Here is a 21,516-nt window from a genome sequence, read left to right on the forward strand (position 1 = left end):
GCCGCTCATGGGCGGGGGACCGGCGAGACGGCCTGCTTCCCGGCCTCGCGCAGCAGATCGAGGAAGTGCGCCTGCGTCGCGGTCGGGCGCCATCCCCGGCGCACGGTGAGGCCGATGGTGCGCTCGGTGTTGGCCAGCTCCACGGGCAGGATGACCAGCAGGCCCAGCTCATGCTCGTGCCGGATCTGGTGCGCCGAGATCAGGGTCAAACGGTCGCTGCCCAGCAGCAGGCCGCGCACCAGGATCTGGGAGCTGGTCTCGACCAGCCCACGCGGTGGTGCTGCAGCGAACAGCGTCTCGAACCGGTCGCGCGTCGGCGTGCCGCGGCGCGGGACCACCCATTGGCACCCCGCCAATTCCTCCAGCGTCAGCGTCGGCCGGCGGGACAGCGGGTGGAAGGCGCGCGCGACCACGACCAGCGGGTCCTCGAACAAGGGTTCCTGCACGATGTCGTCGATGGGCAGCGGGTCGCGCAGCGCGCCGATCAGTACATCAATCTCGCCGTGGCGCAGCCCGTGCAACAGGTCGTCGTAGGGGCCATCGAGAACGTCGAACTGGACGTCCGGACGCTCGCGCACCAGCGCGTTGACGGCGGTCGGCAGGATGAAGGGGCGTGACAACGGCATGCTGCCGACAACGATGCGGGCGGTGTCGCCGCCCAGCCCTTCGCCGACCTCCGCGAAGCCCTGCTCCAGCTCCGTGATCGCCAGTTTCACATGCTGGACCAGCGCCTTGGCGGCGGGGGTCAACGCGATGCCCGCGGCGGTCCGCGTGAACAGCGGCATGCCGGACAGCCGCTCCAGGTCACGGGCTGCGCGGTGCAGGGTGGGTTGCGAGATGCCGACGGTGCGTGCCGCGAGGCTGAAATTTCCGGCGTCGGCGACCGCGGCCAGCGCCCGGATCTGCGCCGCGGTCAGAAGCTGGTCGAAATCCGCCACACCGCGCAGGCCGCCCTTGCGCCCGCCGATGCGGACGGCCTCGCGCGTGCCGGTGCGCAGGCGGTCCAAGGCACGCTCCACGCGGTCGAGGAAAAGCACGCCCATGGCGGACACCGCCATGCCGTCCGGCCGCCGCTCGAACAGGGGAGTGCCGACCTCCTCCTCCAGCTTGGCGATGGCCTGGGTGATGGCGGGCTGGGACAGATGCACATGCTCCGCCGCCTGACTGATGCTGCCGCGCCGCGCCACCTCGCGGAAGGCCCGCAAATGCCGGATGTTGGGAATGCCGTTCATTCGGACTTTCCTGCTCCACAGCATCGCTGCCGGAGTGGCCATAGCAAAATTCAATGGCTCCAGCTTATCGTCGGGACGCCGTCCGGTAAAGGGGCCGGGCCGTGGAGAGCGTTACACCGCCGCCGCGCGCTTGACCGCCTCCATCATGCCGACAAATCCCTGGGCCGAGCGGTATAGCCCCTGCGGATCGCCCGCCTCGGCGAAACAGGCGCGGAGCCGGTCCCAGTCGGGCGCCGGGCATATCTCCTCGAACCAGGGGCCATGCTTCCGCCACGGGGCGAGCGCCGCCGCGACGTCGGCCGGCAAAACGCGTCCGCCGTCGCGTTCCTGCTCCAGGAAGGCCAGGGCCGACCGGCAGCCGCCGACCATGTTCTCGGCGAAGACACCGAGGCTGTCCGGGTGCAGGCGGGGGCGCCCATCCGGGTCGATGTAGAGGATGGGCAAGACCGGAGCCAACCGCGGGAACAGGGTGTTCGCCCAGATGGTCCCGCCCCAGTAGACCTGGGCGATCCGGGCGAAGTGGGCCACTTCGACGACCGGTTCGAGCCCGCTCGCCTCCAGGGGCAGGATCTCGACCTTGGGCTTGGTGACGGTCACGGTGTCGTTGGCCGCGTCGACGTAGAGGGCGCCGATCTGCATGGCGTTCTGGAAATAGCTGCCGCGCAGCGCCCCCCAGATCGGCGACAGGCGGCCGCCCTCCCGGACGAAGGCCGCCAGGGCCTGCGTGATTGGCGTGTCCGGCACAGCGATCCGCCGTCGCAGCCGCTCGAAGACGGCATCGCTGATCTCGCGGCAGAAACCCTTCGGATAAGCGTAGCGGCGCTTCGGGAAGGTCAGCCGGCCCTCGTCCCGATCCCGATCGACGCCATGACGCAGGTCCAGCATCAGCGCTTCCAGAGCGGCAAGGTGAGGGCCGAGCCACCGCTCCGTCAGGGCGCGCATCCCCTCGTCGGGCGGAACCAGGCGGCGGTGGCCCTGCCAGAGCCGCAACTGGCGGTCCAACGGAGTTTCGGTGCCCGTCGGCGGACGGAAGGGATCGGTGTGAGTCACGGGCGGGCGGTCTCCGGGAAAGCGGCAACCGTCCATTCGGTCCGCAAAGCCAACCCGGGCGGAGCGGCGCGCGGCATCCCCGATCTGGTCCTCGCCCAGGCTGATCCCGGACAGGTAACGCCATCGCCAGGCCGGAGGTCAATCTTGCCGAGGCGCCGACCTGTTTCAGCTGGCGGCCCTGGCGGGACCGATGGCCCCGGTGACCGTCCGCGAGCTGCCGACTGGCGTCATCACCACGGCGCCTCCGAGCCCTATGGGCTGACCTTCCCGCGGGAGAATGCTCAATCCCCGCCGTCTCCCATGATCCCGAGCTGACCGCGCAACGCCGCCAGGATCTCCACCGACAGCTCGGGATCGGCCTGCGCGGTGGCGCGGGCCAGCGCCATGCCGCCGATCAGGGCAGACACGATGGCGATGGCGCGATCACGGCGACCGGCATCACCCTCCCCGTCCCGCTCCGGCAGGCGTGCCTCCACCGCCTCGAAGAAGCGCTCGACACCGGTCCCGAAGCGCTCCTGCACCGCCGGGTCCTGCCGCGCCACCTCCCCGGCGAAGGCGGCCATCGGGCAGCCGGCGTCTGGTCGGTCGCGGTGCCGTTCGCTCAGGTATCGCGTCAGGAAGGCGTTGAGCGCCCCCTCCGGCGACGCCTCGTCGGCGGGCAGCCGGTCGAGGCTCTCCGCGAAGGCGGCCTCGCACGCCTCGGCGGCCAGCGCGTCCTTCGAGGCGAAATGGCCGTAGAAGCCGCCGTGGGTCAGCCCGGCGGCCTTGGTGATCTCCGCCACCCCGACCTTGTCGAATCCGCGCTCGCGGAACAGACGTCCCGCCGCCTTGACGATGGCGGCCCGGTTCTCCGCCGCCTTTTCCTTGGAAACCTTCACGTCGTCACCCTGTGCATGGCTGCCACGCCTCCAATGTGGGGGATCGCGGCAATATTCATGATGGACGTCATGAATAACTCCATTCATGATGACCATCATCATAACCCAGCGAGCATGGAGAGGACAATGACGGATATGAGCGGCGGCGTGGCCCTGGTCACCGGCGGCACCTCGGGCATCGGGCGGGCGACCGCGCTGGCCTTCGCCAAGGCGGGCGCCACGGCCATCGTCACCGGGCGGCGCGAGGCGGAGGGGCTGGAGACGGTGGACCTCGTCCGGCAAGCCGGCGGGCGCGCCGTCTTCGTCCAGGTCGACGTCGCCGACGCCGAGGAGGTCGCCGCCCTGTTCGCCCGGATCGAGCGGGACCACGGCCGGCTCGACTACGCCTTCAACAACGCCGGCATCCATTTCGGCCGCTCGGTGGCCGACACGACGGAGGCCGACTTCGACCGCATGGTCGCCGTCAACATCAAGGGCGTCTGGCTGTGCCTGAAGCACGAGCTGCCGATCATGCTGCGGCAGGGCAAGGGCGCCATCGTGTCCACCGGGTCGGTGCTGGGCCAGATCGGGCTGGCCGGCAACAGCGTCTATTCCGCGAGCAAGGCGGCGGTCGAGGGCATGACCCGCAGCGCCGCCATCGAGGTCGCCAAGTCCGGCGTGCGCGTCAACGCCGTCTGCCCGGCGATCATCCAGACGCCGATGAGCGCCGGCTCCTTCGGCGGGGAGGAGGCGGTGAACGCGGCGCTCGGCCCGCTGCACCCGGTCGGGCGCGTCGGCCAGCCGCGCGAGGTCGCCGACACCGTGGTCTGGCTGTGCTCCGACGCCGCGTCCTTCATCACCGGCCAGTCGATCAACGTCGACGGCGGCCTGACGGTGCAGTGATCCCCACCCCATCCAGGAGTTCGCGATCATGGATACCCTCGACCCCGCCGCCGACCCCGTCGTCATCGTGTCCGCCGCGCGCACGCCGCTCGGCCGTTTCCAGGGCGAGCTGTCGGCCCTGCCCGCCCACGCGTTGGGCGCCCACGCGGTCCGCGCCGCCCTGAGCCGCGCCGGGCTGGCGCCGGAGCGCGTGGACGAGGTGCTGCTCGGCTGTGTGCTCCCCGCCGGCCAGGGGCAGGCGCCGGCCCGGCAGGCGGCGCGCGGCGCCGGTCTGCCCGACGCCACCGGCGCCACCACCGTCAACAAGGTCTGCGGCTCCGGCATGAAGGCGACGATGCTCGCCCACGACCTGATCCGCGCCGGCTCCGCCGACCTCGTGGTCGCCGGCGGCATGGAGTCGATGTCCAACGCGCCCTATCTGCTGGCCAAGGCGCGCGGCGGCTACCGCATCGGGCACGACCGCATCCTCGACCACCTGATGCTCGACGGGCTGGAGGATGCCTATGAGGGCGGACGCCCGATGGGCGATTTCGGCGAGGCGACCGCCGACCTCTACGGCGTCTCCCGTGCCGAGCAGGACGCCTACGCCGTCGAGACGCTGACCCGCGCCCGCGCCGCCATCGCGAGCGGCGCCTTCACCGCCGAGATCGCGCCCGTCACCCTCGCCGTCAAAGGGGGCGAGCGGACCGTCGTCGACGACGAGAACCCGCTGAAGGTCGCGCCGGAGAAAATCCCCGGCCTGAAGCCGGCCTTCCGCCGCGATGGCACGATCACCGCGGCCAGTTCCTCGGCCAACGCCGACGGGGCGGCGGCGCTGCTCCTCACCCGCCGCTCGCTGGCCGAGCGCGAGGGGTTGCCCGTGCTGGCGACCATCCTCGGCCACGCCACCCACAGCCAGGACCCGGCTTGGTTCACCACCGCACCCATTCCAGCGATCCGCAAACTGCTCGACCGCGTCGGCTGGGGTGTCGGCGACGTCGACCTGTTCGAGATCAACGAGGCCTTCGCGGTCGTCGCCATGGCGGCGCAGCGGGACCTCGGCATTCCGCGCGACGCGCTGAACGTCAACGGCGGGGCCTGCGCGCTCGGCCATCCCATCGGCGCCACCGGTGCGCGGCTGATCGTGACACTGCTGCACGCGCTGGCCGCGCGGGGGCTGCGCCGCGGCGTCGCGTCCCTGTGCATCGGCGGCGGCGAGGCCACCGCCATCGCGGTCGAACGGCCCGCCTAAAGCGAATTTTTGTTCGCTTTAGGCTCATATCGCCTCATTCGCCGGCGGGCTCCGGTCGCATGTGCGACCGGGACCGCCGTCGCGGTCCAAAGCGGATCGCAGTCCGCTTTAAACCCCATCCGCCCAACCGGAAGCGCACCCATGCTCTCCTCCCCCGTCGCCGCCGCGCTGGCGCGGCGCAACGTCCATTACGGCTGGGCCGTCGTCGGCGTCACCTTCCTGACCATGCTGGTGTCCGCCGGTGCGGTCGGCGCCCCCGGCGTCCTGCTGCTGCCCCTGCAGCGCGAGTTCGGCTGGTCCACCGCCGACATCTCCATTGCACTGGCCATCCGCCTGCTGCTGTTCGGTCTGATGGGGCCGTTCGCCGCCGCGCTCATCAACCGCTACGGCGTCAAGCGGATGGTGCTGTCCTCGCTGACGCTGGTCAGCGGCGGGCTGCTGCTGTCGCTCGCCATGCGCGAGGTCTGGCAGCTGATCCTGCTCTGGGGATTCGTCGTCGGCTTTGGCACCGGCCTGACCGCCATGGTGCTGGGCGCCACCGTGGCGACGCGCTGGTTCAGCCGGCGGCGCGGGCTGGTCGTCGGCCTGCTGACCGCCAGTTCGGCCACCGGGCAGCTCGTCTTCATGCCGCTGCTGTCGATGCTGACTGAACAGATGGGCTGGCGCACCGCGCTGGCTCTGCTGTGCGGGCTGCTGTGGGTGGCGGCGCTGGCCGTGCTCGCCCTGATGCGCGACCGTCCGTCCGACCTCGGGCTGGCCGCCTATGGCGAGGAGGGTGCGGCGACCGCCCCGCCGCCGCCCGCCGGATCGGTGGTGGCCGCCGCCATGGGCGCCTTGCGCGACGCGTCGCGGACGCGCGTCTTCTGGGTGCTGTTCGCCACCTTCTTCATCTGCGGGGCGAGCACCAATGGGCTGATCCAGACCCACCTGATCCCGCTCTGCGTCGATTTCGGCGTGCCGGAGGTGCGGGCGGCCAGCCTGCTGGCGCTGATGGGAATCTTCGATTTCGTCGGCACGGTCGCCTCGGGCTGGCTGTCCGACCGCTACGACAACCGCTGGCTCCTCTTCTGGTATTACGGGCTGCGCGGGCTGTCGCTGCTGTTCCTGCCCTATTCCGACTTCACGCTCTATGGCCTGTCGCTGTTCGCGGTGTTCTACGGGTTGGACTGGATCGCCACCGTGCCGCCGACCGTCCGGCTGACGGCGGAACGCTTCGGGCGGGAGCGCGCCAACCTCGTCTTCGGCTGGGTCTTCGCCGGTCACCAGATCGGTGCGGCCTGCGCCGCCTTCGGGGCCGGCTACGCCCGCAGCACGCTGGACAGCTACCTGCCGGCCTTCTTCATCGCCGGACTGCTCTGCCTGGGGGCCGCGCTGCTGGTCCCGACGCTGGGCCGCGCCCCGGCCGCCAAGCCGGCGCCAGCCACCTGAGGGAGCCAGTTCAAGGCGGCTGTCCTGGCGCTTCTAACCCTCTCCCCTCTGGGGAGAGGGTGGCCCGGAGGGCCGGTGAGGGGGTCCCGCCGTTGCGATACGTCCGGCAAAAGCGCAACCCCCTCACCCTAACCCTCTCCCCAGAGGGGAGAGGGGACAACCAAAGCCCCATCGACTTCGCGCCGGGCTGTGCTTAGATAGGCGCAACCCGGCCCGCTCCTTGTGTGCGGGCTGTCCCCACTGCGTCGATGGACCGACCATGGACAAACTGCACGCGATGCGCGTCTTCGTCCGCGTCGTCGAGGTCAACAGCTTCACCAAGGCCGCCGACACGCTGGGCCTGCCGCGCGCCTCGGTGACGACGACCATCCAGAATCTGGAGGCGGCGCTCGGCGTGCGCCTGCTCCAGCGGACGACCCGCAAGCTGAGCCTGACGCTCGACGGCGCCGCCTATCTGGAGGGTGCCACCCGCATCCTGTCCGACCTGGAGGAGATCGAGACCTCCTTCACGAGCGCCCGCAAGACGCCGCGCGGACGGCTGCGGGTGGACATGCCGGGCTCGGTCGGGCGGCTCATCATCATCCCGACCATCCACGAGTTCCACGCCCGCTACCCCGACATCGAGATCATGATCGGGATGAGCGACCGTCCCATCGACCTGATCCAGGAGGGGGTAGACTGCGTGCTGCGCGTCGGCGATCTGGTGGATTCCAGCCTGATCGCCCGCCGGGTCGGCGCCTTCCGCCCGGTGACCGTCGCCAGCCCGGCCTATCTCGCCCGCCACGGCACGCCCAAGACCATCGAGGAGTTGGAAGGCCACAGCGCCGTCAACTACTTCACGCGCACCGGCAAGATGCACGAGATGAGTTTCGAGCGCGACGGCGTCATCCACGAGGTGAAGCTGAACGGCCCCGTCTCGGTCAACGACGCCGACGCCTACGTCACCTGCGCGCTGGAGGGGCTGGGCATCGGGCAGACCGCCCGCTTCATGGCGCTGCCCCACCTGCGGAGCGGCGCCCTGGTGGAGATCCTCAAGGAGTGGCGCCCGGCCCTGATGCCCATCTCCGCGCTCTACCCGCACAACCGCCACCTGTCGCCCAAGGTCCGCGCCTTCGTCGACTGGGTCGCCGAGCTGTTCGAGGGCTGCCCGCTGATGCAGGGCGAGGAGATTGACGGCTACGAGTGTCCGGACCGGGAGAAGCCAAAGCCGGCTCCCGCCACCACGGAACCGGAGGGCGCCCGTCTCTGCGTGGTGTGAGCCAAGCCTCATGTGGATCGGATTGTTCATCCGATCCGAATTGTGTTGCCGTTGACCGCGTATTTATTCCGTCCCGCCTGACGTCCACACTCCCTCCTGTTGCAATGCGGGAGGGGTGCTGGGGCACCGTCGGATCATGGGCCGCTCGTCGGATCAGTCGAACACACGCAGTACCGGAACGGCGCCCTGCCGGATCGCGGTCGATGACCGGACCATCGCCGGCCACGCCCAGGACATCCGGCTGCGGCTCTACCGGCCGCTGATCGGGCTGACCGTCCCGGCCCTGCTGTACCTGCACGGCGGCGGCTTCACCTCCGGTTCGCTGGAGGAGGCCGAGACCGCCGCCGCCGCCATCGCGGAGAGCGTGCCGGCGCTGGTCGTCTCGGTCGGCTATTCGCTGGCCCCGGCCCACTGCTTCCCCACCGCCGCCCACGACGCCCATCAGGCGGCGCTGTGGACCTTGACCGAAGCCCGCGACCTGAACATCGCCAAGGGCGGGCTGGGCGTCGCCGGGCACGATGCCGGCGGCCATGTCGCCGCCTCGCTGACCTTCCTCGCCCGCGACCAGGGCGCGGTGGACATCCGCGCGCAGGCCCTGCTCGGCCCGATGCTGGACCCCAGCCTGACCCGCGCCGGCGACGCCCAGGCGATGCAGTGCGACGTTCCGGCGACCGCCTACGCGCGCTGCTACCGCGCCTATCTGCCGGACGCGGCGCAGCGTGTGCACCCGTACGCCGCACCATTGGATTCCCGCCGGCTGGCCGGACTGCCGCCGACGCTGATCGTCACCGCGCAGAAGGACGTCCTGCGCATCGAGGCGGAACAGTACGCCGCCAACCTGATTGGAGCCGGCGTGCCCACCGAGGTCACCCGCTTCCCCGCCCTTTCGCACGCCGCCCTGCCGGGCCACCGCCCGGCGCTGCTGGCGGTCGCCGACTTCTTCCGCCGCCGCCTGTCCCCCGCGGACGGCCGCGGCGCCTTCGTTTGACTCCCCAGGAGAGTGGTCCCATGTCGTTGTCTCCTTCAAAGCTTGCCCTCCTTCTCGCCGTCGGCGCCGCGACCGCCGGTGTCGCCGGTGTCGTCGCCACCCAGGGCCACGCCGACGCCCCCGCGGCGGCCACCGCCGCCCCGCCGCCGCCCGAGGTGGACGTGGCACCGGTCGTCGCCCGCAAGATCACCGACTGGCAGTCCTACTCGGGCCGCCTGGAGGCGGTCGACCGGGTGGAGGTGCGCCCGCAGGTGTCGGGCGCCATCACCGCCGTGCATTTCCGCAACGGCGCCCTGGTGAAGAAGGGCGATCCCCTCTTCACCATCGACCCGCGCCCCCACGTCGCCGAGGTCGCCCGGGCCGAGGCCCAGGTCGCCGCCGCGCAGGCCGCGGTGCGCTTCACAACCGCCGACCTCGACCGCGCGCAACGGCTGGTCCAGAACGCCACCGTCTCGCGCCAGACCCTGGACGAGAAGGAGAACGCCGCTCGCGAGGCGGTCGCCAACCTGAAGGCGGCGCAGGCGGCGCTCGACCTCGCCCGCATCGATCTGGAGCACACCCAGGTGACCGCCCCGATCTCCGGCCGGGTCTCGCGCGCCGAGGCGACGGTCGGCAATGTCGTGGCGTCCGGCGCCTCCGCCGCCCCGCTGACGACCCTGGTCTCGGTCTCGCCGATCTACGCCTCCTTCGACGTCGACGAGCAGACCTACCTGCGCCACATCGCCAGCGTGAAGGACGCCGCCGACGTGCCGGTCCAGCTCGGCCTCGCCAACGAGAACGGCTATTCGCGCGGCGGCACGGTGGAGCATGTGGACAACCGGCTCGATTCCGTGTCCGGCACCATCCGCGTGCGCGCCAAGTTCGACAATCCCGACGGCATGCTGGTCCCCGGCCTCTACGCCCGCGTCAAGGTCGGCGGCAGCACCCCGCACGACGCGCTGATGGTCGAGGACCGCGCCATCAACACCGACCAGGACAAGAAATTCGTCCTGGTGGTCGGCGGCGACGACACCGTGCAGTACCGCGAGATCATCCCGGGTGCTGCGCAGAACGGGCTGCGGGTGGTCAAGAGCGGCCTCGCCGCCGGTGAGCGCATCGTCGTCAACGGCATCCAGCACGCCCGCCCCGGCGCCCGCATCAGCCCGAAGACCGTGGCGATGGGCAAGCCGGCCGACGCCATCGAAACCGCGTCCAACAACCCGTGATCCCGCCCTCATGAGTGGGACCTCGCTGGGAAAGCCATTATGAACATCTCGAAATTCTTCATCGACCGCCCGATCTTCGCGGGCGTGCTGTCGGTGGCGCTGTTCCTGGCGGGAGCGATCTCGCTGTTCCAGTTGCCCATCTCCGAATACCCGGAGGTCGTCCCGCCGTCGGTCGTCGTGCGCGCCCAGTTCCCGGGCGCCAATCCCAAGGTCATCGCCGAAACGGTCGCCTCCCCGCTGGAGGAGCAGATCAACGGCGTCGAGAACATGCTGTACATGCAGTCGCAGGCCAACAGCGACGGCAACATGGCGCTGACCGTGACCTTCCGGCTGGGCACCGACCCGGACAAGGCGCAGCAGCTCGTGCAGAACCGGGTGGCGCAGGCGTTGCCACGCCTGCCGTCCGACGTGCAGCGGCTGGGCGTGACGACGGTCAAAAGCTCGCCCACCCTGACCATGGTCGTGCATCTGCTGTCGCCCAACGACCGCTACGACATGACCTACCTGCGGAACTACGCCATCCTCAACGTCAAGGACCGGCTGAGCCGGATCTCCGGCGTCGGCGAGGTGCAGGTGTGGGGGGCCGGCGACTATTCCATGCGCGTCTGGCTCGACCCCAACAAGGTCGCCCAGCGCGGCCTGACCGCGTCCGACGTGGTGGCGGCGATCCGCGAGCAGAACGTCCAGGTCGCGGCGGGCGTCATCGGCGCCTCGCCCGCGCTGCCCGACACGCCCCTCCAGCTTTCGATCAACGCGCAAGGCCGCCTGACGACGCCGGAGGAGTTCGGCGCGATCATCCTGAAGACCGGCGAGCAGGGCGGCGTCACCCTGCTGCGCGACGTCGCCCGCGTCGAGATGGCGGCGGCGCAGTACGGCCTGCGCTCGCTGCTCGACAACAAGCCGGCGGTGGCGCTGGGCATCAACCAGTCGCCGGGCGCCAACGCGCTGGCCATCTCCGACGCCATCCGGGCGACCATGGCCGACCTCAAGGCCGACATGCCGGACGGTGTCGACTACAGCATCGTCTACGACCCGACGCAGTTCGTCCGCTCCAGCATCGACGCGGTGATCCACACGCTGCTGGAAGCCGTCGCCCTGGTCGTGCTGGTGGTCATCGTCTTCCTGCAGACGTGGCGCGCCTCGATCATCCCGCTGCTGGCGGTCCCGGTGTCCATCGTCGGCACCTTCTCGCTGATGCTGGGGCTCGGCTATTCGATCAACGCGCTGTCGCTGTTCGGCATGGTGCTGGCCATCGGCATCGTCGTGGACGACGCCATCGTCGTCGTGGAGAACGTCGAGCGCAACATCGAGAACGGCCTGTCGGCCAAGGAAGCCACCTACCGCGCCATGCAGGAGGTCAGCGGCCCGATCATCGCCATCGCGCTGACCCTGGTCGCCGTCTTCGTCCCGCTGGCGGCCATGAGCGGCCTGACCGGCGAGTTCTACAAGCAGTTCGCGATGACCATCGCGATCTCCACCGTCATCTCCGCCTTCAACTCGCTGACCCTGTCGCCGGCCCTGGCGGCGGTCCTGCTGCGCGGACACGACCAGCCGCAGGACTGGCTGACCCGCGCGATGAACAAGGTCTTCGGCGGCTTCTTCCGGCTGTTCAACCGGGTCTTCCACCGCGCCTCGACCGGCTACGGCCGCGGCGTCGGCGGGGTGGTGCGGCACAAGGGGCTGATGATGCTGGTCTATGTCGGGCTGCTCGGCGTCACCGTGCTGCTCGGCCGCACCGTGCCGATGGGCTTCGTCCCGGCGCAGGACAAGGAATACCTCATCAGCTTCGCCCAGCTTCCCAACGGCGCCTCGCTCGACCGCACGGAAGCGGTGATCCGCGAGATGACCGACATCGCGCTCGCCCGCCCCGGCGTGCAGAGCGCCGTCGCCTTCCCCGGCCTGTCGGTCAACGGCTTCACCAACAGCTCCAGCGCCGGCATCGTCTTCGTCACGCTGAAGCCCTTCGCCGAGCGCAAGGACCCGTCGCTCTCCGCCGCCGCCATCGCCGGTGATCTGCAGAAGCGCTACGCCGGCCTGAAGGAAGCCTTCGTCGCCATCTTCCCGCCTCCCCCGGTGATGGGCCTCGGCACGCTGGGCGGCTTCAAGATGCAGATCGAGGACCGCGGCGCGCTGGGCTACGAGGCGTTGAACGCGGCGGTCGGCTCCTTCCTGAAGAAGGCGATGGAAACGCCGGAGCTGGGGCCGGCCTTCTCCAGCTACCAGATCAATGTGCCGCAGCTCGACGTCGATCTCGACCGCGTGAAGGCCAAGCAGCAGGGCGTGCCCATCGGCGAGGTGTTCGACACCATGCAGATCTATCTGGGCTCGCTCTATGTGAACGACTTCAACAGCTTCGGCCGGGTCTACCAAGTGCGGGTCCAGGCCGACGCGCCCTTCCGCGCCGAATCCGCCGACATCGGCCTGCTGAAGACGCGCAACGCCCAGGGCGACATGGTGCCGCTCTCCTCGCTGGTCACCGTGAAGCAGAGCTACGGGCCGGAGATGGTCGTGCGCTACAACGGCTACACCGCCGCCGACATCAACGGCGGCCCGGCCCCCGGCTATTCCTCCGGTCAGGCGCAGGCGGCGGCGGAGCGCATCGCCCAGGAGACCCTGCCGCGCGGCGTGCGGTTCGAATGGACCGACCTGACCTATCAGGAGATCCTGGCCGGCAACGCGGCGCTGTGGATCTTCCCCATCAGCATCCTGCTCGTCTTCCTGGTGCTGGCCGCCCAGTACGAGAGCCTGACCCTGCCGCTGGCCATCCTGCTGATCGTGCCGATGAGCCTGATGTCGGCGCTGGCCGGGGTGTGGCTGACGGGGGGCGACAACAACGTCTTCACGCAGATCGGCTTCATGGTGCTGGTCGGCCTGTCGGCGAAGAACGCCATCCTGATCGTCGAGTTCGCCCGCGAGCTGGAGCATCAGGGGCGCAGCGTGGTGCAGGCCGCCATCGAGGCCAGCCGGCTGCGGCTGCGGCCCATCCTGATGACCTCCATCGCCTTCATCATGGGCGTGGTGCCGCTGGTGACCTCGACCGGCGCCGGCGCCGAGATGCGCCACGCGATGGGCGTGGCGGTGTTCGCCGGGATGATCGGCGTCACCCTGTTCGGCCTGATGCTGACGCCGGTCTTCTACGTCCTGCTGCGCACGATGGTCGGGGCCGGCAAGCCGGCCGCGGTGCCGACCGGTCCGGCGCTCGCCCACGGGCATGGGGACGACTGAGCGTTCCTGAGGGAACCGTCGCCTTAACCGTGGCGGGGAGCCAGGGCCGAGCGCCCGCTCCCCGCCACGCCGTTTCTTCCCTGACCTTCCCCCTGCTTGCTCTGGCACAACGATCGGCAACGCTCCAGCCGGCACTCTCACCGTCACGCACCGCCCATCCGCTGGCGGCCCCGGTTGGAGACCTCGTCATGTCCAGTGCAGCCATCAGCACCACCCTGTACCGCCATCACCACGCCACCGTCGGGCAGCTCGTCGACCGGATCGACTCCCTGCTGGCGGCGCCGTCCCCGGTGGCGAACGCTGCCGCTCTGGCCACGGCGGTCCGCGATCTGTTCGGCGTGTTCACCGTCCACCTGTCGCTGGAGGACAGCGCGCTCTACCCGCGCCTGCTGGCCCACCCGACCCCGGCGCTGCGCGCCACGGCGGCGCGCTTCCAGGCCGAAATGGGCAGCCTGCGCGCACGCTTCGACCGCTATCGGGCGAGCTGGCCCGGCCCGCTGGCGGTGTCCAAGGACCCGGAGACCTTCGTCCGCGAGACGCGGGAGGTCGTGACCGCCCTGAAGCATCGCATCGCCCGCGAGGATCTGGAGCTGTACGACGTCATCGACCGCGCCGGCCTCGCCGACAAGACGGCGAACCGCTGAGGGCGATCCGATGATCCGTCCGAACCGCCGCGCCGCGCTGGCGGGGCTCGCCGCCCTGCTGGCCGTTCCCGCCCTCCGCCGCCCCGCCGCCGCCACGGCCCCCTTGCCGCTGCTGACCCTGTGGGGACCGCCGGCGGGGCCGTCGATCACGCTGGTTCACGCCATCGCCTCCGGCCTGCTCCGCCCGGTCGCCGACAAGGTGGTGTTCAAGGCGTGGCGCACCCCCGACGAACTGCGCGCCGGCCTGACCTCCGGCACCATGCAGACCTTCGTGCTGCCGACCCAGTCCGCCGCCAACCTGTTCAACAAGGGGCTCGGCGTCCGGCTGGTCAACGTGATGACCAACGGGCTGCTCTATCTGCTGTCCGCCGATCCGTCGCTGACTTCGGTGGCCGCGCTGAAAGGCCGGGGCGTCGCGATCCCCTTCCGCAACGACACGCCGGAATATGTGTTCCGGCGCCTCCTGGCGGCGGAGCGGCTGACCGCGGACGGCGATGTCGCCCTTCAATTCACGGGCACGCCGATGGAGGCGATCCAGCTTCTCGTCACCGGGCGGGCCGACGCCGCCCTGCTGCCCGAGCCGGCGGCCTCCGCCGCCATCCTGCGCGCCGGGATGGCCGGCAAGACGGTGACGCGGGTTCTCGACATCCAGCACGCCTGGGGCGCCGCCACCGGACTGGCAACGGCCCTCCCGCAGGCCGGGCTCGGCGTCTCCGCCACCTTCCAGGCGGAGCATCCCGCCAGCGTCGAGGCGCTGCACGACGCGCTGGCCAAGGCGACCGCCTCGGTCAACGCCGACCCGGCGCGGGCCGCCAACGACGCTGCGGCGCCGCTCGGCCTGCCCTGGCCGGTCATCGAGCAGGCAATCCCCCATTCCAATCTGGTCGCCCAGCGCGCCAGCGCCGTCCGCGAACCGATGGAAGCCGTCTTCCGCGCCCTGGCGGAGTTCGACCCCAAGATCATTGGCGGCGCGCTGCCGGCGGCGGACTTTTATCTGTGAGGTGCGGCATGACGACGGCGCGCGCCGACGCGGTTTTCGACCGGCTGGGCCGGGTCGGGCAATTCCTGTGGTCGGGCTGGGCCGGGCTGGCCGGGCTGGCCCTGTTCGCCGCACTCTGGCAGGCGGGGCATGAGCGCTACGGCGACTTCATCCTGCCGGCCCCGCTGGCGACCCTGACCGCCGGACTGACCATCGCCGCCGATCCCGCCGCCTGGGAACTGGCCGGTCAGACCACGCTGCGCGCGGTCGAGGGCTTCGCGCTGGCCGCCCTTGCCGGCGCCGCGGGCGGGCTGGCCGCCGGCTATTCGCCGGCGACGATGCGGCTGGCCCGCCCGATCCTGACCGTCCTGCTGGGGGTCCCGCCCATCGCCTGGATCGTGCTGGCGATGATCTGGTTCGGCTCCACCGACGGAACGATCATCACGACGGTGCTGGTCGCCGCGACCCCGGTGGTCTTCGTCGGCGTGGCCGAGGGCGCTGTCACCCGCGACCGCGGGCTGGACGACATGGCCCGCGCCTTCGGCGCCGGCCCGCTCGCCCGGCTGACCACGCTCGGGCTGCGCCACGTCGCCGCCTTCCTGTTCCCGGCGCTGACCGTGGCGCTCGGCTCGGCCTTCAAGGTGGCGGTGATGGCCGAGCTTCTCGCCAACACCGGCGGCATCGGCGGCGCGCTGGCCGCCGCCCGCGCCAATCTCGACGTGGCCGAGGCGCTGGCCTGGGTGCTGATCGCGGTGACCGGGCTGATCGTCGTCGAATACACGCTGGTCCACCCCATCCGGTCCGAGTTCGAACGCTGGCGCAACGCCGCGCGCCCCTGGGGCGTCAAGCGCTGACCGCCAAGGCCGGCGCCAGCGGGGAAAAAATCGACCGTGCACGCTGCTTTTCCGCCTCGAACTTGACCGCGGACAAACAGCCCACCCGAAAGGCCGATAAAATGCGAACGACAATCATTTGCATTTAAGTCCGAGACATCGGCTTTTCCGGGGAAACGAGCACCATGACGACACGGGGACAGGCCGGCCAAGCGGCGTTCCGAACCGCGCGAGCGGACACCGCCACCCGCGCCCCCATCCTTCTGGCCGGGTTGGCCATGGCCTCTCTGGGCGCCGCGGCTTCGCCGCCGGCCCACGCGCAGTCGGCGGCACCGGGGGCCGCCGTCTTCCTCTCCCCGGTCATGGTCGAGGGACAGACCGACAGTGCCGAGGCGACCGCCCGCCGCCGTCTGGAAGCGATCCCCGGCGGCACCGCCCTGGTGGCGGAGGAGGATCTGACCGGCAAAGCGAACGTCACGGTGTCCGACGCGCTGTCCGGAGTACCCGGCGTGGTGGTGCAGAACTTCTTCGGCGGCAACGACCAGCCGCGCATCCAGATCCGCGGCTCCGGGCTCCAGCAGAATCCGGTGGAGCGCGGCATCCTGGCCCTGCAGAACGGCCTGCCGCTGAATCGGGCCGACGGCTCCTATATCGTCGGGCTGGCCAACCCGCGCCAAGCGGAGTTCACCGAGATCTACCGCGGTTACACCGCCAACCGGCTGGGCGCCAGCATGCTGGGCGGGGCGATCAATTTCATCTCCCCCACCGGCTCCTCCGCGCCGGGCTACCGGCTGGGCGTCGAGGGCGGCAGCTTCGGCCAATTCAACACCAGCCTGCAGGCCGGCGGCAGCGCCGGAAAGCTCGATGGGCTGGTCCAGGTCCAGCGCAGCCAGCGCGACGGCTACCGCGACTACAACAGCTCCGAACGCACCGGCTTCGACGCCAACGCGGGCGCCGTGCTGTCCGACACCGTCACCACCCGCTTCTTTGCCGGCTACACCGACCTGTCCTTCGACGTCGCCGGCCCGCTGACCCGCCAGCTTCTGGAATCGAACCCCAAGGCGGTCTACACCGGCCCCCGCGTGGTCAACGGCGTCGCCACCAATCCGGGACCGAACGTCGTCCGCGACCGGCCCGAGCGCGAAGCCAGGCAGTTCCGCGTCGGCAACCGGACGACGGCGACCTTCGGGGCGCATCTGCTGGACGTCGCGCTGGGCTACACCCACACCGACGACACCTTCCGCTTCCCGATCTCCTCGGGCGTCCGCAAGACCGAGGGCGGCGACGTCACCGCCGTCGCGCGCTACGCCTACAGCCCCGACGCGAGCCAGCCCCTGCCGCTGTTCGAGACGACCCTGCGCTACGTCGTCGGATCGGCGGACCGCGAGGACTATCTGAACAACGCCGGCAGCCAGGGCGCCCTGTTCGGACGCAGCACGATGGACGCCTCCACCCTGGCGCTCCACGGCGGCCTGAACCTGCCGCTGGGCAACGCGGTCACCCTGTCCCCGGCACTCACCGTCACCCACGCCACGCGCGAGAACGACGACACCTTCGGCGCGGCGCGGCGGCCGACCATCGCCTTCAACCCGGCCAACCCGCGGGTGGCGCTGCCCGCCGGCTCGATCCCCGCCGGCGACACCAGCTACGACCGCAGCTACACCGGATTCAGCCCCAGCCTCGGCCTGACCTGGAAACCGCTGGAGGACCACACCCTTTACGCCGCCGTCAGCCGCAGCTTCGAGCCGCCCACCCACGACGACCTGATCGCCACCGTCAACGGCACGCCGAACAGCAGCGCCGGGCGCCCGAACCCGGCCCAGCCCGGCCTCGTCTCCACCGCCTACCGCACGCCGGACCTCAAGGCGCAGACGGCGACCACCGTCGAAGCGGGCTGGCGCGGCCGTTTCGGGGTCGTCGCGGTCGATGCCGGGACCTACTACTCCTGGGTCAAGAACGAGCTGCTGAGCCTGCGCGACGCCACCGGGGCCTCGCTCGGCGCGGTGAACGCCGACCGGACGCGGCATTTCGGCGTCGATATGGGGCTGTCGGCCTTCCTCACCGAGCGGCTGAGCGGCCGGATCGCCTACACCTTCCAGGATTTCCGCTTCCAGGACGATCCGGTGCGCGGCGACAACCGGCTGGCCGGCGCGCCGCGCCACGTCATCAACGCCTCGGCGCGCTACGACATCACCACGGCGCTGTCGGTGGGAGCGGAGGTGGACTGGTATCCCGGCAAGACCCCCGTCGACAACATGAACAGTGTCTACACGGACGGCTACGCCACCGTCGATCTGCGCAGCACCTACGCCATCAACGAGCGTGTCAGCGTCTATGGCGAGGCGCGCAACATCTTCGACGCGACCTACGCCTCCTCGACGCTGATCGTCGATCAGGCGTCGCCCACCCAGGCGGTCTACCTGCCGGGCGACGGGCGGGCCTTCTACGCCGGCCTGAAGGTCAGCTTCTAAAATCGGAAAGGCACCCTGCCATGACCCGGGAAACGATGGGCACCGCCCCCTCCCTGACGCTGTCCGGCATCGGCCACGCCTATCTCGGCCGCACGGTGCTCGACGCCGTGGACCTGTCGCTGGCGGCGGGCGAAGTGGCGGCGCTCGTCGGCCCCTCGGGCTGCGGCAAGAGCACGCTGGCGCACATCTCCGCCGGGGTGGTCGAGCCGTCGCGGGGCCGCGTCGCGCGTCGCTACCGCCGCCACGGCATGGTGTTCCAGGACCCGCGCCTGCTGCCCTGGGCGACGGCGCGGGCCAACATCGCCTACCCGCTGCGCCTGCTCGGCCTGCCCCGCCGCGAACGGCGGGAGCGGGCGGAAGAGGCCGCAAGGCGGGTGGCACTCGACCGCGCCGACCTCGACAAGTTCCCCGTCGAGCTGTCGGGCGGCATGCGCCAACGCGCCGCCATCGCGCGGGCGCTGGCGATCGACCCCGACTTCGTCTATTTCGACGAGCCCTTCACCGCGCTCGACGTCGCCCTGAAGCGCCGCATGCAGGATCTGGTGATCGAGGCGGCGCGCGGGGCGCGCTTCGGCGCCCTGTTCATCACCCACGACCTGATGGAGGCGGTGCGCATCGCCCACCGGGTCGTGGTCATGGACGCCCAGGGGCGCGGCATCGCCGGGACGCGCGCCGTTCCCGGCGAACCGGGCGGGCGCGACGACGGCACCGTCTACCGGCTGGTCGCCGGATTTCTGTCCGACGACCCGCTGTTCCGCCACATCCACGACATCGACGAAAGGCGGACCCCGTGACGGACACGATCCGAACCGCCCGCGCGCCGACCCTCGCCGGCATCCTCGGCGACGAGGGGCTGCGGCTGTTCTTCCCGCTGTCGGCCCTGCATGCTGCTCTGTGGCCGGTGCTGTGGGCGGTGGTCAACGGCTTCGCCCTGCCCTTCGACGGCGCGATCCCGCCGGGGCTGTGGCACGCGCACGAGATGCTGTTCGGCTCCTTCGGCGCGGCGGTGATCGGCTTCATCACCACGGCGATCCCGGAATGGACCGACAGCCGGCGGCTTCAGGGGCGCGCCCTCTTCGCGCTGGCGGCACTGTGGGGGATCGGGCGGGTCGCCGGGCTGACCGGTGCCGACGGGTCGGCCGTTGTCGCCACGGTCGCCGACACGGCGTGGCTCGCCGCCCTGCCCCTCTACGTCGCGACGGTGTCCTGGCGCAAGCGCACCAGCCGGTTGCTCGGCGTTCTCCTCTGGCTGAGCGCGCTCGCGGTTTCGGGTGCCGTGGTCCACGCCGCTTTTGTCATCGGTGACGTTGAGTGGGCGCAGGCCGGACTGCACGCCGCCGGTCTGGTGCTGCTCGGGCTTCTGGGTCTCGTTCTGGCGCGCATTTCGGTGCCCGTCACGAATCTCGTCCTCGACCCCAGCCAGAGCAGTTCGCCCTACCGGCCCCATCCGGGACGCCTCAATCTGGCGCCCGGTCTGGTCGCCATCGCCCTGGCCGGGGAGATCGCCGGGCTATCGCCCATGGTGAGCGCCTATCTGTTCGTCGCCGCCGGAGCCGCCTTTCTCGACCGGGTTGCCGAATCCTTCATCGGCCGCGCCGTCTTTCGCGCGGAGATCCTGGCCTTGGCCGGATCGAGCCTGATGGCGGGCGCCGGCCTGCTGTTGATCGGAGCCTCCCGGCTGGGGGCTGACTTTCCCGAAACGCCGGCGCTGCATCTGGCGCTGATGGGCGGGCTGGGCCTCGGCGTGCTGGCGGTCTTCGCCATCGCCGGGCTGTTCCACACCGGCCGGACCTTTCCCCTTCCGGCGAGGGCGCGGCTGGCGTTTCCGCTGCTGGCGGGGGCGGTGGCCCTGCGGGTCCTGCCGGAACTGGGCATTGTGCCTGTGCCACCTGGACCGCCGCACGCGCTGGCGGCCCTGCTCTGGGCGGCGGCCTTCCTGCTCTGGCTGAAAATCTACTGGCCGTTCCTGTCCAAGCCCCGTGTGGACGAAGCCGCGGTGTGTTGACCCTTTAACGTAAAAGGCCCCCGATGAAGCCCATCACCCTCTTCAGCGCCGGCTTCCGTCCCTTCTTCCTGTTCGGGGCGCTCTATGCCGCCGCACTGATCGCCGTCTGGGTTCCATGGTTCCTCGGCCTCGTCAGCCCGGAGATGGATTTTTCCCCCGTCTCCTGGCACGCCCACGAGCTGCTGTTCGGTTTCGTCCCGGCCATCGTTGCCGGCTTCCTGCTGACGGCGATACCGAACTGGACCGGGCGTCCGCCCGTGGCCGGCTGGCCGCTGGCGGCGCTGTTCGCCGTCTGGATCGTGGGACGGCTGGGCGTGGCCGGATCGGCGGCTCTGGGACCGTTGGCGATCGCGTTGCTCGCGCTGTTGTTTCCGGTGGCCCTCGCCGCTGTGGCCGGGCGGGAGATCGCCGCGGCGAGGAACTGGCGCAATCTGAAGGTCGTCGCCGTCCTTGCCATCCTGATCGGCGCGCAGGGCCTGTTCCATTGGGAGCTGTGGCGCTTCGGGCAGAGCGTCCACGGCACGCGACTCGCGGTGGCGGCGATTGTCACCTTGATCATGCTGATCGGCGGGCGGATCATCCCGAGCTTCACCGGGAATTGGCTGAGGGCGCGCGGCGGCGCGCGGCTGCCGGCACCCTTCTCCCGCTTCGACAGTACGGCGATGGGGCTCGGCCTGTTGGCTCTGATCGCCTGGGTTTTGCGGGACGGCGCGGTGCTGAACGAGCGCCTGACCGGCGCCCTGCTGCTGGTCGCCGGCTTGGCGCAGGCGGTGCGGCTCACGCGGTGGCAAGCGCAGCGCACGCTGTCCGAGCCGCTCGTGCTCGTCCTGCACGTCGCCTACGCTTTCATCCCGGTCGGGTTCCTGCTGGCGGCCTGGGCCTCGCTGAACGGCAGTGCCGCTCATGGAAGCGCGGCGCTCCACGCCTGGACCGCGGGCGCCATCGGCGGCATGACACTGGCGATGATGACCCGCGTCACCCTGGGCCACACCGGGCGGGCGCTCACCGCTTCCTGGGCGACGGTGGCGATTTACGTCGCCGTGACGCTGGCAGCGGGCGCGCGGATCGCCGCCGCCCTCGACCCGCAGCGCACCATGCTGCTGTTGCCGCTGGCGGGTGTCCTGTGGGTTGCCGCCTTCCTGATGTTCGCCATGGTCTACGGACGGATGCTGCTGACCCGTCGGCGATGAAGGGCCGGCGGCAAGGA

The 21,516-nt window shown here is 70.7% G+C and carries 17 protein-coding genes; 14 read left to right on the forward strand and 3 right to left on the reverse strand.

Annotated features, from left to right (window positions below; translation table 11 throughout):
* Positions 1 to 5: 5 nt before the first annotated feature.
* The 3 genes from ACWPXE_RS22970 to ACWPXE_RS22980 form a co-directional block, all read right to left on the reverse strand.
* Entirely contained in the window at positions 6 to 1,232 is a 1,227-nt protein-coding gene (locus ACWPXE_RS22970; protein WP_454019660.1) for a LysR family transcriptional regulator, read from the reverse strand.
* A 111-nt stretch (positions 1,233 to 1,343) separates the two neighbouring features.
* Positions 1,344 to 2,282 (reverse strand): hypothetical protein, encoded by a 939-nt coding sequence (locus ACWPXE_RS22975; RefSeq protein WP_454019661.1) that lies wholly within the window; start codon positions 2,280 to 2,282, stop codon positions 1,344 to 1,346.
* A gap of 281 nt (positions 2,283 to 2,563) precedes the next feature.
* On the reverse strand, positions 2,564 to 3,160 hold the full coding sequence (locus ACWPXE_RS22980; RefSeq protein WP_454019662.1) for a TetR/AcrR family transcriptional regulator: 597 nt from the start codon (positions 3,158 to 3,160) through the stop codon (positions 2,564 to 2,566).
* 126 nt (positions 3,161 to 3,286) lie between these two features.
* Here ACWPXE_RS22980 and ACWPXE_RS22985 point away from each other — a divergent pair, with 126 nt between their 5' ends.
* From ACWPXE_RS22985 to ACWPXE_RS23050, 14 genes are all read left to right on the forward strand, one after another.
* Complete coding sequence (locus tag ACWPXE_RS22985; protein ID WP_454019663.1) at positions 3,287 to 4,042, forward strand: SDR family oxidoreductase; 756 nt, start codon at positions 3,287 to 3,289, stop codon at positions 4,040 to 4,042.
* Between the two features lie 28 nt (positions 4,043 to 4,070).
* Positions 4,071 to 5,273, forward strand: a complete 1,203-nt coding sequence (locus ACWPXE_RS22990; RefSeq protein WP_454019664.1) for an acetyl-CoA C-acyltransferase — start codon at positions 4,071 to 4,073, stop codon at positions 5,271 to 5,273.
* A gap of 141 nt (positions 5,274 to 5,414) precedes the next feature.
* Positions 5,415 to 6,701, forward strand: a complete 1,287-nt coding sequence (locus ACWPXE_RS22995; protein WP_454019665.1) for an MFS transporter — start codon at positions 5,415 to 5,417, stop codon at positions 6,699 to 6,701.
* A gap of 259 nt (positions 6,702 to 6,960) precedes the next feature.
* Complete coding sequence (locus ACWPXE_RS23000; protein ID WP_014199263.1) at positions 6,961 to 7,959, forward strand: LysR family transcriptional regulator; 999 nt, start codon at positions 6,961 to 6,963, stop codon at positions 7,957 to 7,959.
* Positions 7,960 to 8,095: 136 nt separating this feature from the next.
* Positions 8,096 to 8,947: an alpha/beta hydrolase gene (locus ACWPXE_RS23005; RefSeq protein ID WP_454019666.1), complete on the forward strand. Its 852-nt coding sequence runs from the start codon at positions 8,096 to 8,098 to the stop codon at positions 8,945 to 8,947.
* A 20-nt stretch (positions 8,948 to 8,967) separates the two neighbouring features.
* A complete protein-coding gene (locus tag ACWPXE_RS23010) occupies positions 8,968 to 10,152 on the forward strand; it encodes an efflux RND transporter periplasmic adaptor subunit (RefSeq protein WP_454019667.1) in 1,185 nt (394 codons plus the stop codon).
* 39 nt (positions 10,153 to 10,191) lie between these two features.
* The gene (locus ACWPXE_RS23015; RefSeq protein WP_454019668.1) at positions 10,192 to 13,377 is read left to right on the forward strand and encodes an efflux RND transporter permease subunit; all 3,186 of its coding nucleotides are present in this window, start codon (positions 10,192 to 10,194) and stop codon (positions 13,375 to 13,377) included.
* A gap of 188 nt (positions 13,378 to 13,565) precedes the next feature.
* Positions 13,566 to 14,021 carry a hemerythrin domain-containing protein gene (locus tag ACWPXE_RS23020; RefSeq protein WP_454019669.1) on the forward strand — a complete coding sequence of 152 codons (456 nt, stop codon included), beginning with the start codon at positions 13,566 to 13,568 and terminating at the stop codon, positions 14,019 to 14,021.
* Positions 14,022 to 14,031: 10 nt separating this feature from the next.
* Positions 14,032 to 15,021: an ABC transporter substrate-binding protein gene (locus ACWPXE_RS23025; protein ID WP_454019670.1), complete on the forward strand. Its 990-nt coding sequence runs from the start codon at positions 14,032 to 14,034 to the stop codon at positions 15,019 to 15,021.
* An 8-nt stretch (positions 15,022 to 15,029) separates the two neighbouring features.
* Positions 15,030 to 15,854, forward strand: coding sequence for an ABC transporter permease (locus ACWPXE_RS23030; RefSeq protein WP_454019671.1), 825 nt, complete (start codon positions 15,030 to 15,032; stop codon positions 15,852 to 15,854).
* Between the two features lie 164 nt (positions 15,855 to 16,018).
* Positions 16,019 to 18,304 carry a TonB-dependent receptor family protein gene (locus tag ACWPXE_RS23035; protein WP_454019672.1) on the forward strand — a complete coding sequence of 762 codons (2,286 nt, stop codon included), beginning with the start codon at positions 16,019 to 16,021 and terminating at the stop codon, positions 18,302 to 18,304.
* A 20-nt stretch (positions 18,305 to 18,324) separates the two neighbouring features.
* Positions 18,325 to 19,098, forward strand: coding sequence for an ATP-binding cassette domain-containing protein (locus tag ACWPXE_RS23040; RefSeq protein WP_454019673.1), 774 nt, complete (start codon positions 18,325 to 18,327; stop codon positions 19,096 to 19,098).
* Positions 19,095 to 20,309 (forward strand): NnrS family protein, encoded by a 1,215-nt coding sequence (locus tag ACWPXE_RS23045; protein WP_454019674.1) that lies wholly within the window; start codon positions 19,095 to 19,097, stop codon positions 20,307 to 20,309. The genes ACWPXE_RS23040 and ACWPXE_RS23045 overlap by 4 nt, the downstream gene beginning before the upstream one ends.
* Positions 20,310 to 20,332: 23 nt before the next feature.
* Positions 20,333 to 21,499, forward strand: coding sequence for an NnrS family protein (locus ACWPXE_RS23050; protein ID WP_454019675.1), 1,167 nt, complete (start codon positions 20,333 to 20,335; stop codon positions 21,497 to 21,499).
* Positions 21,500 to 21,516 lie beyond the last annotated feature (17 nt).

It is taken from the genome of Azospirillum sp. Marseille-Q6669 (assembly GCF_965111635.1).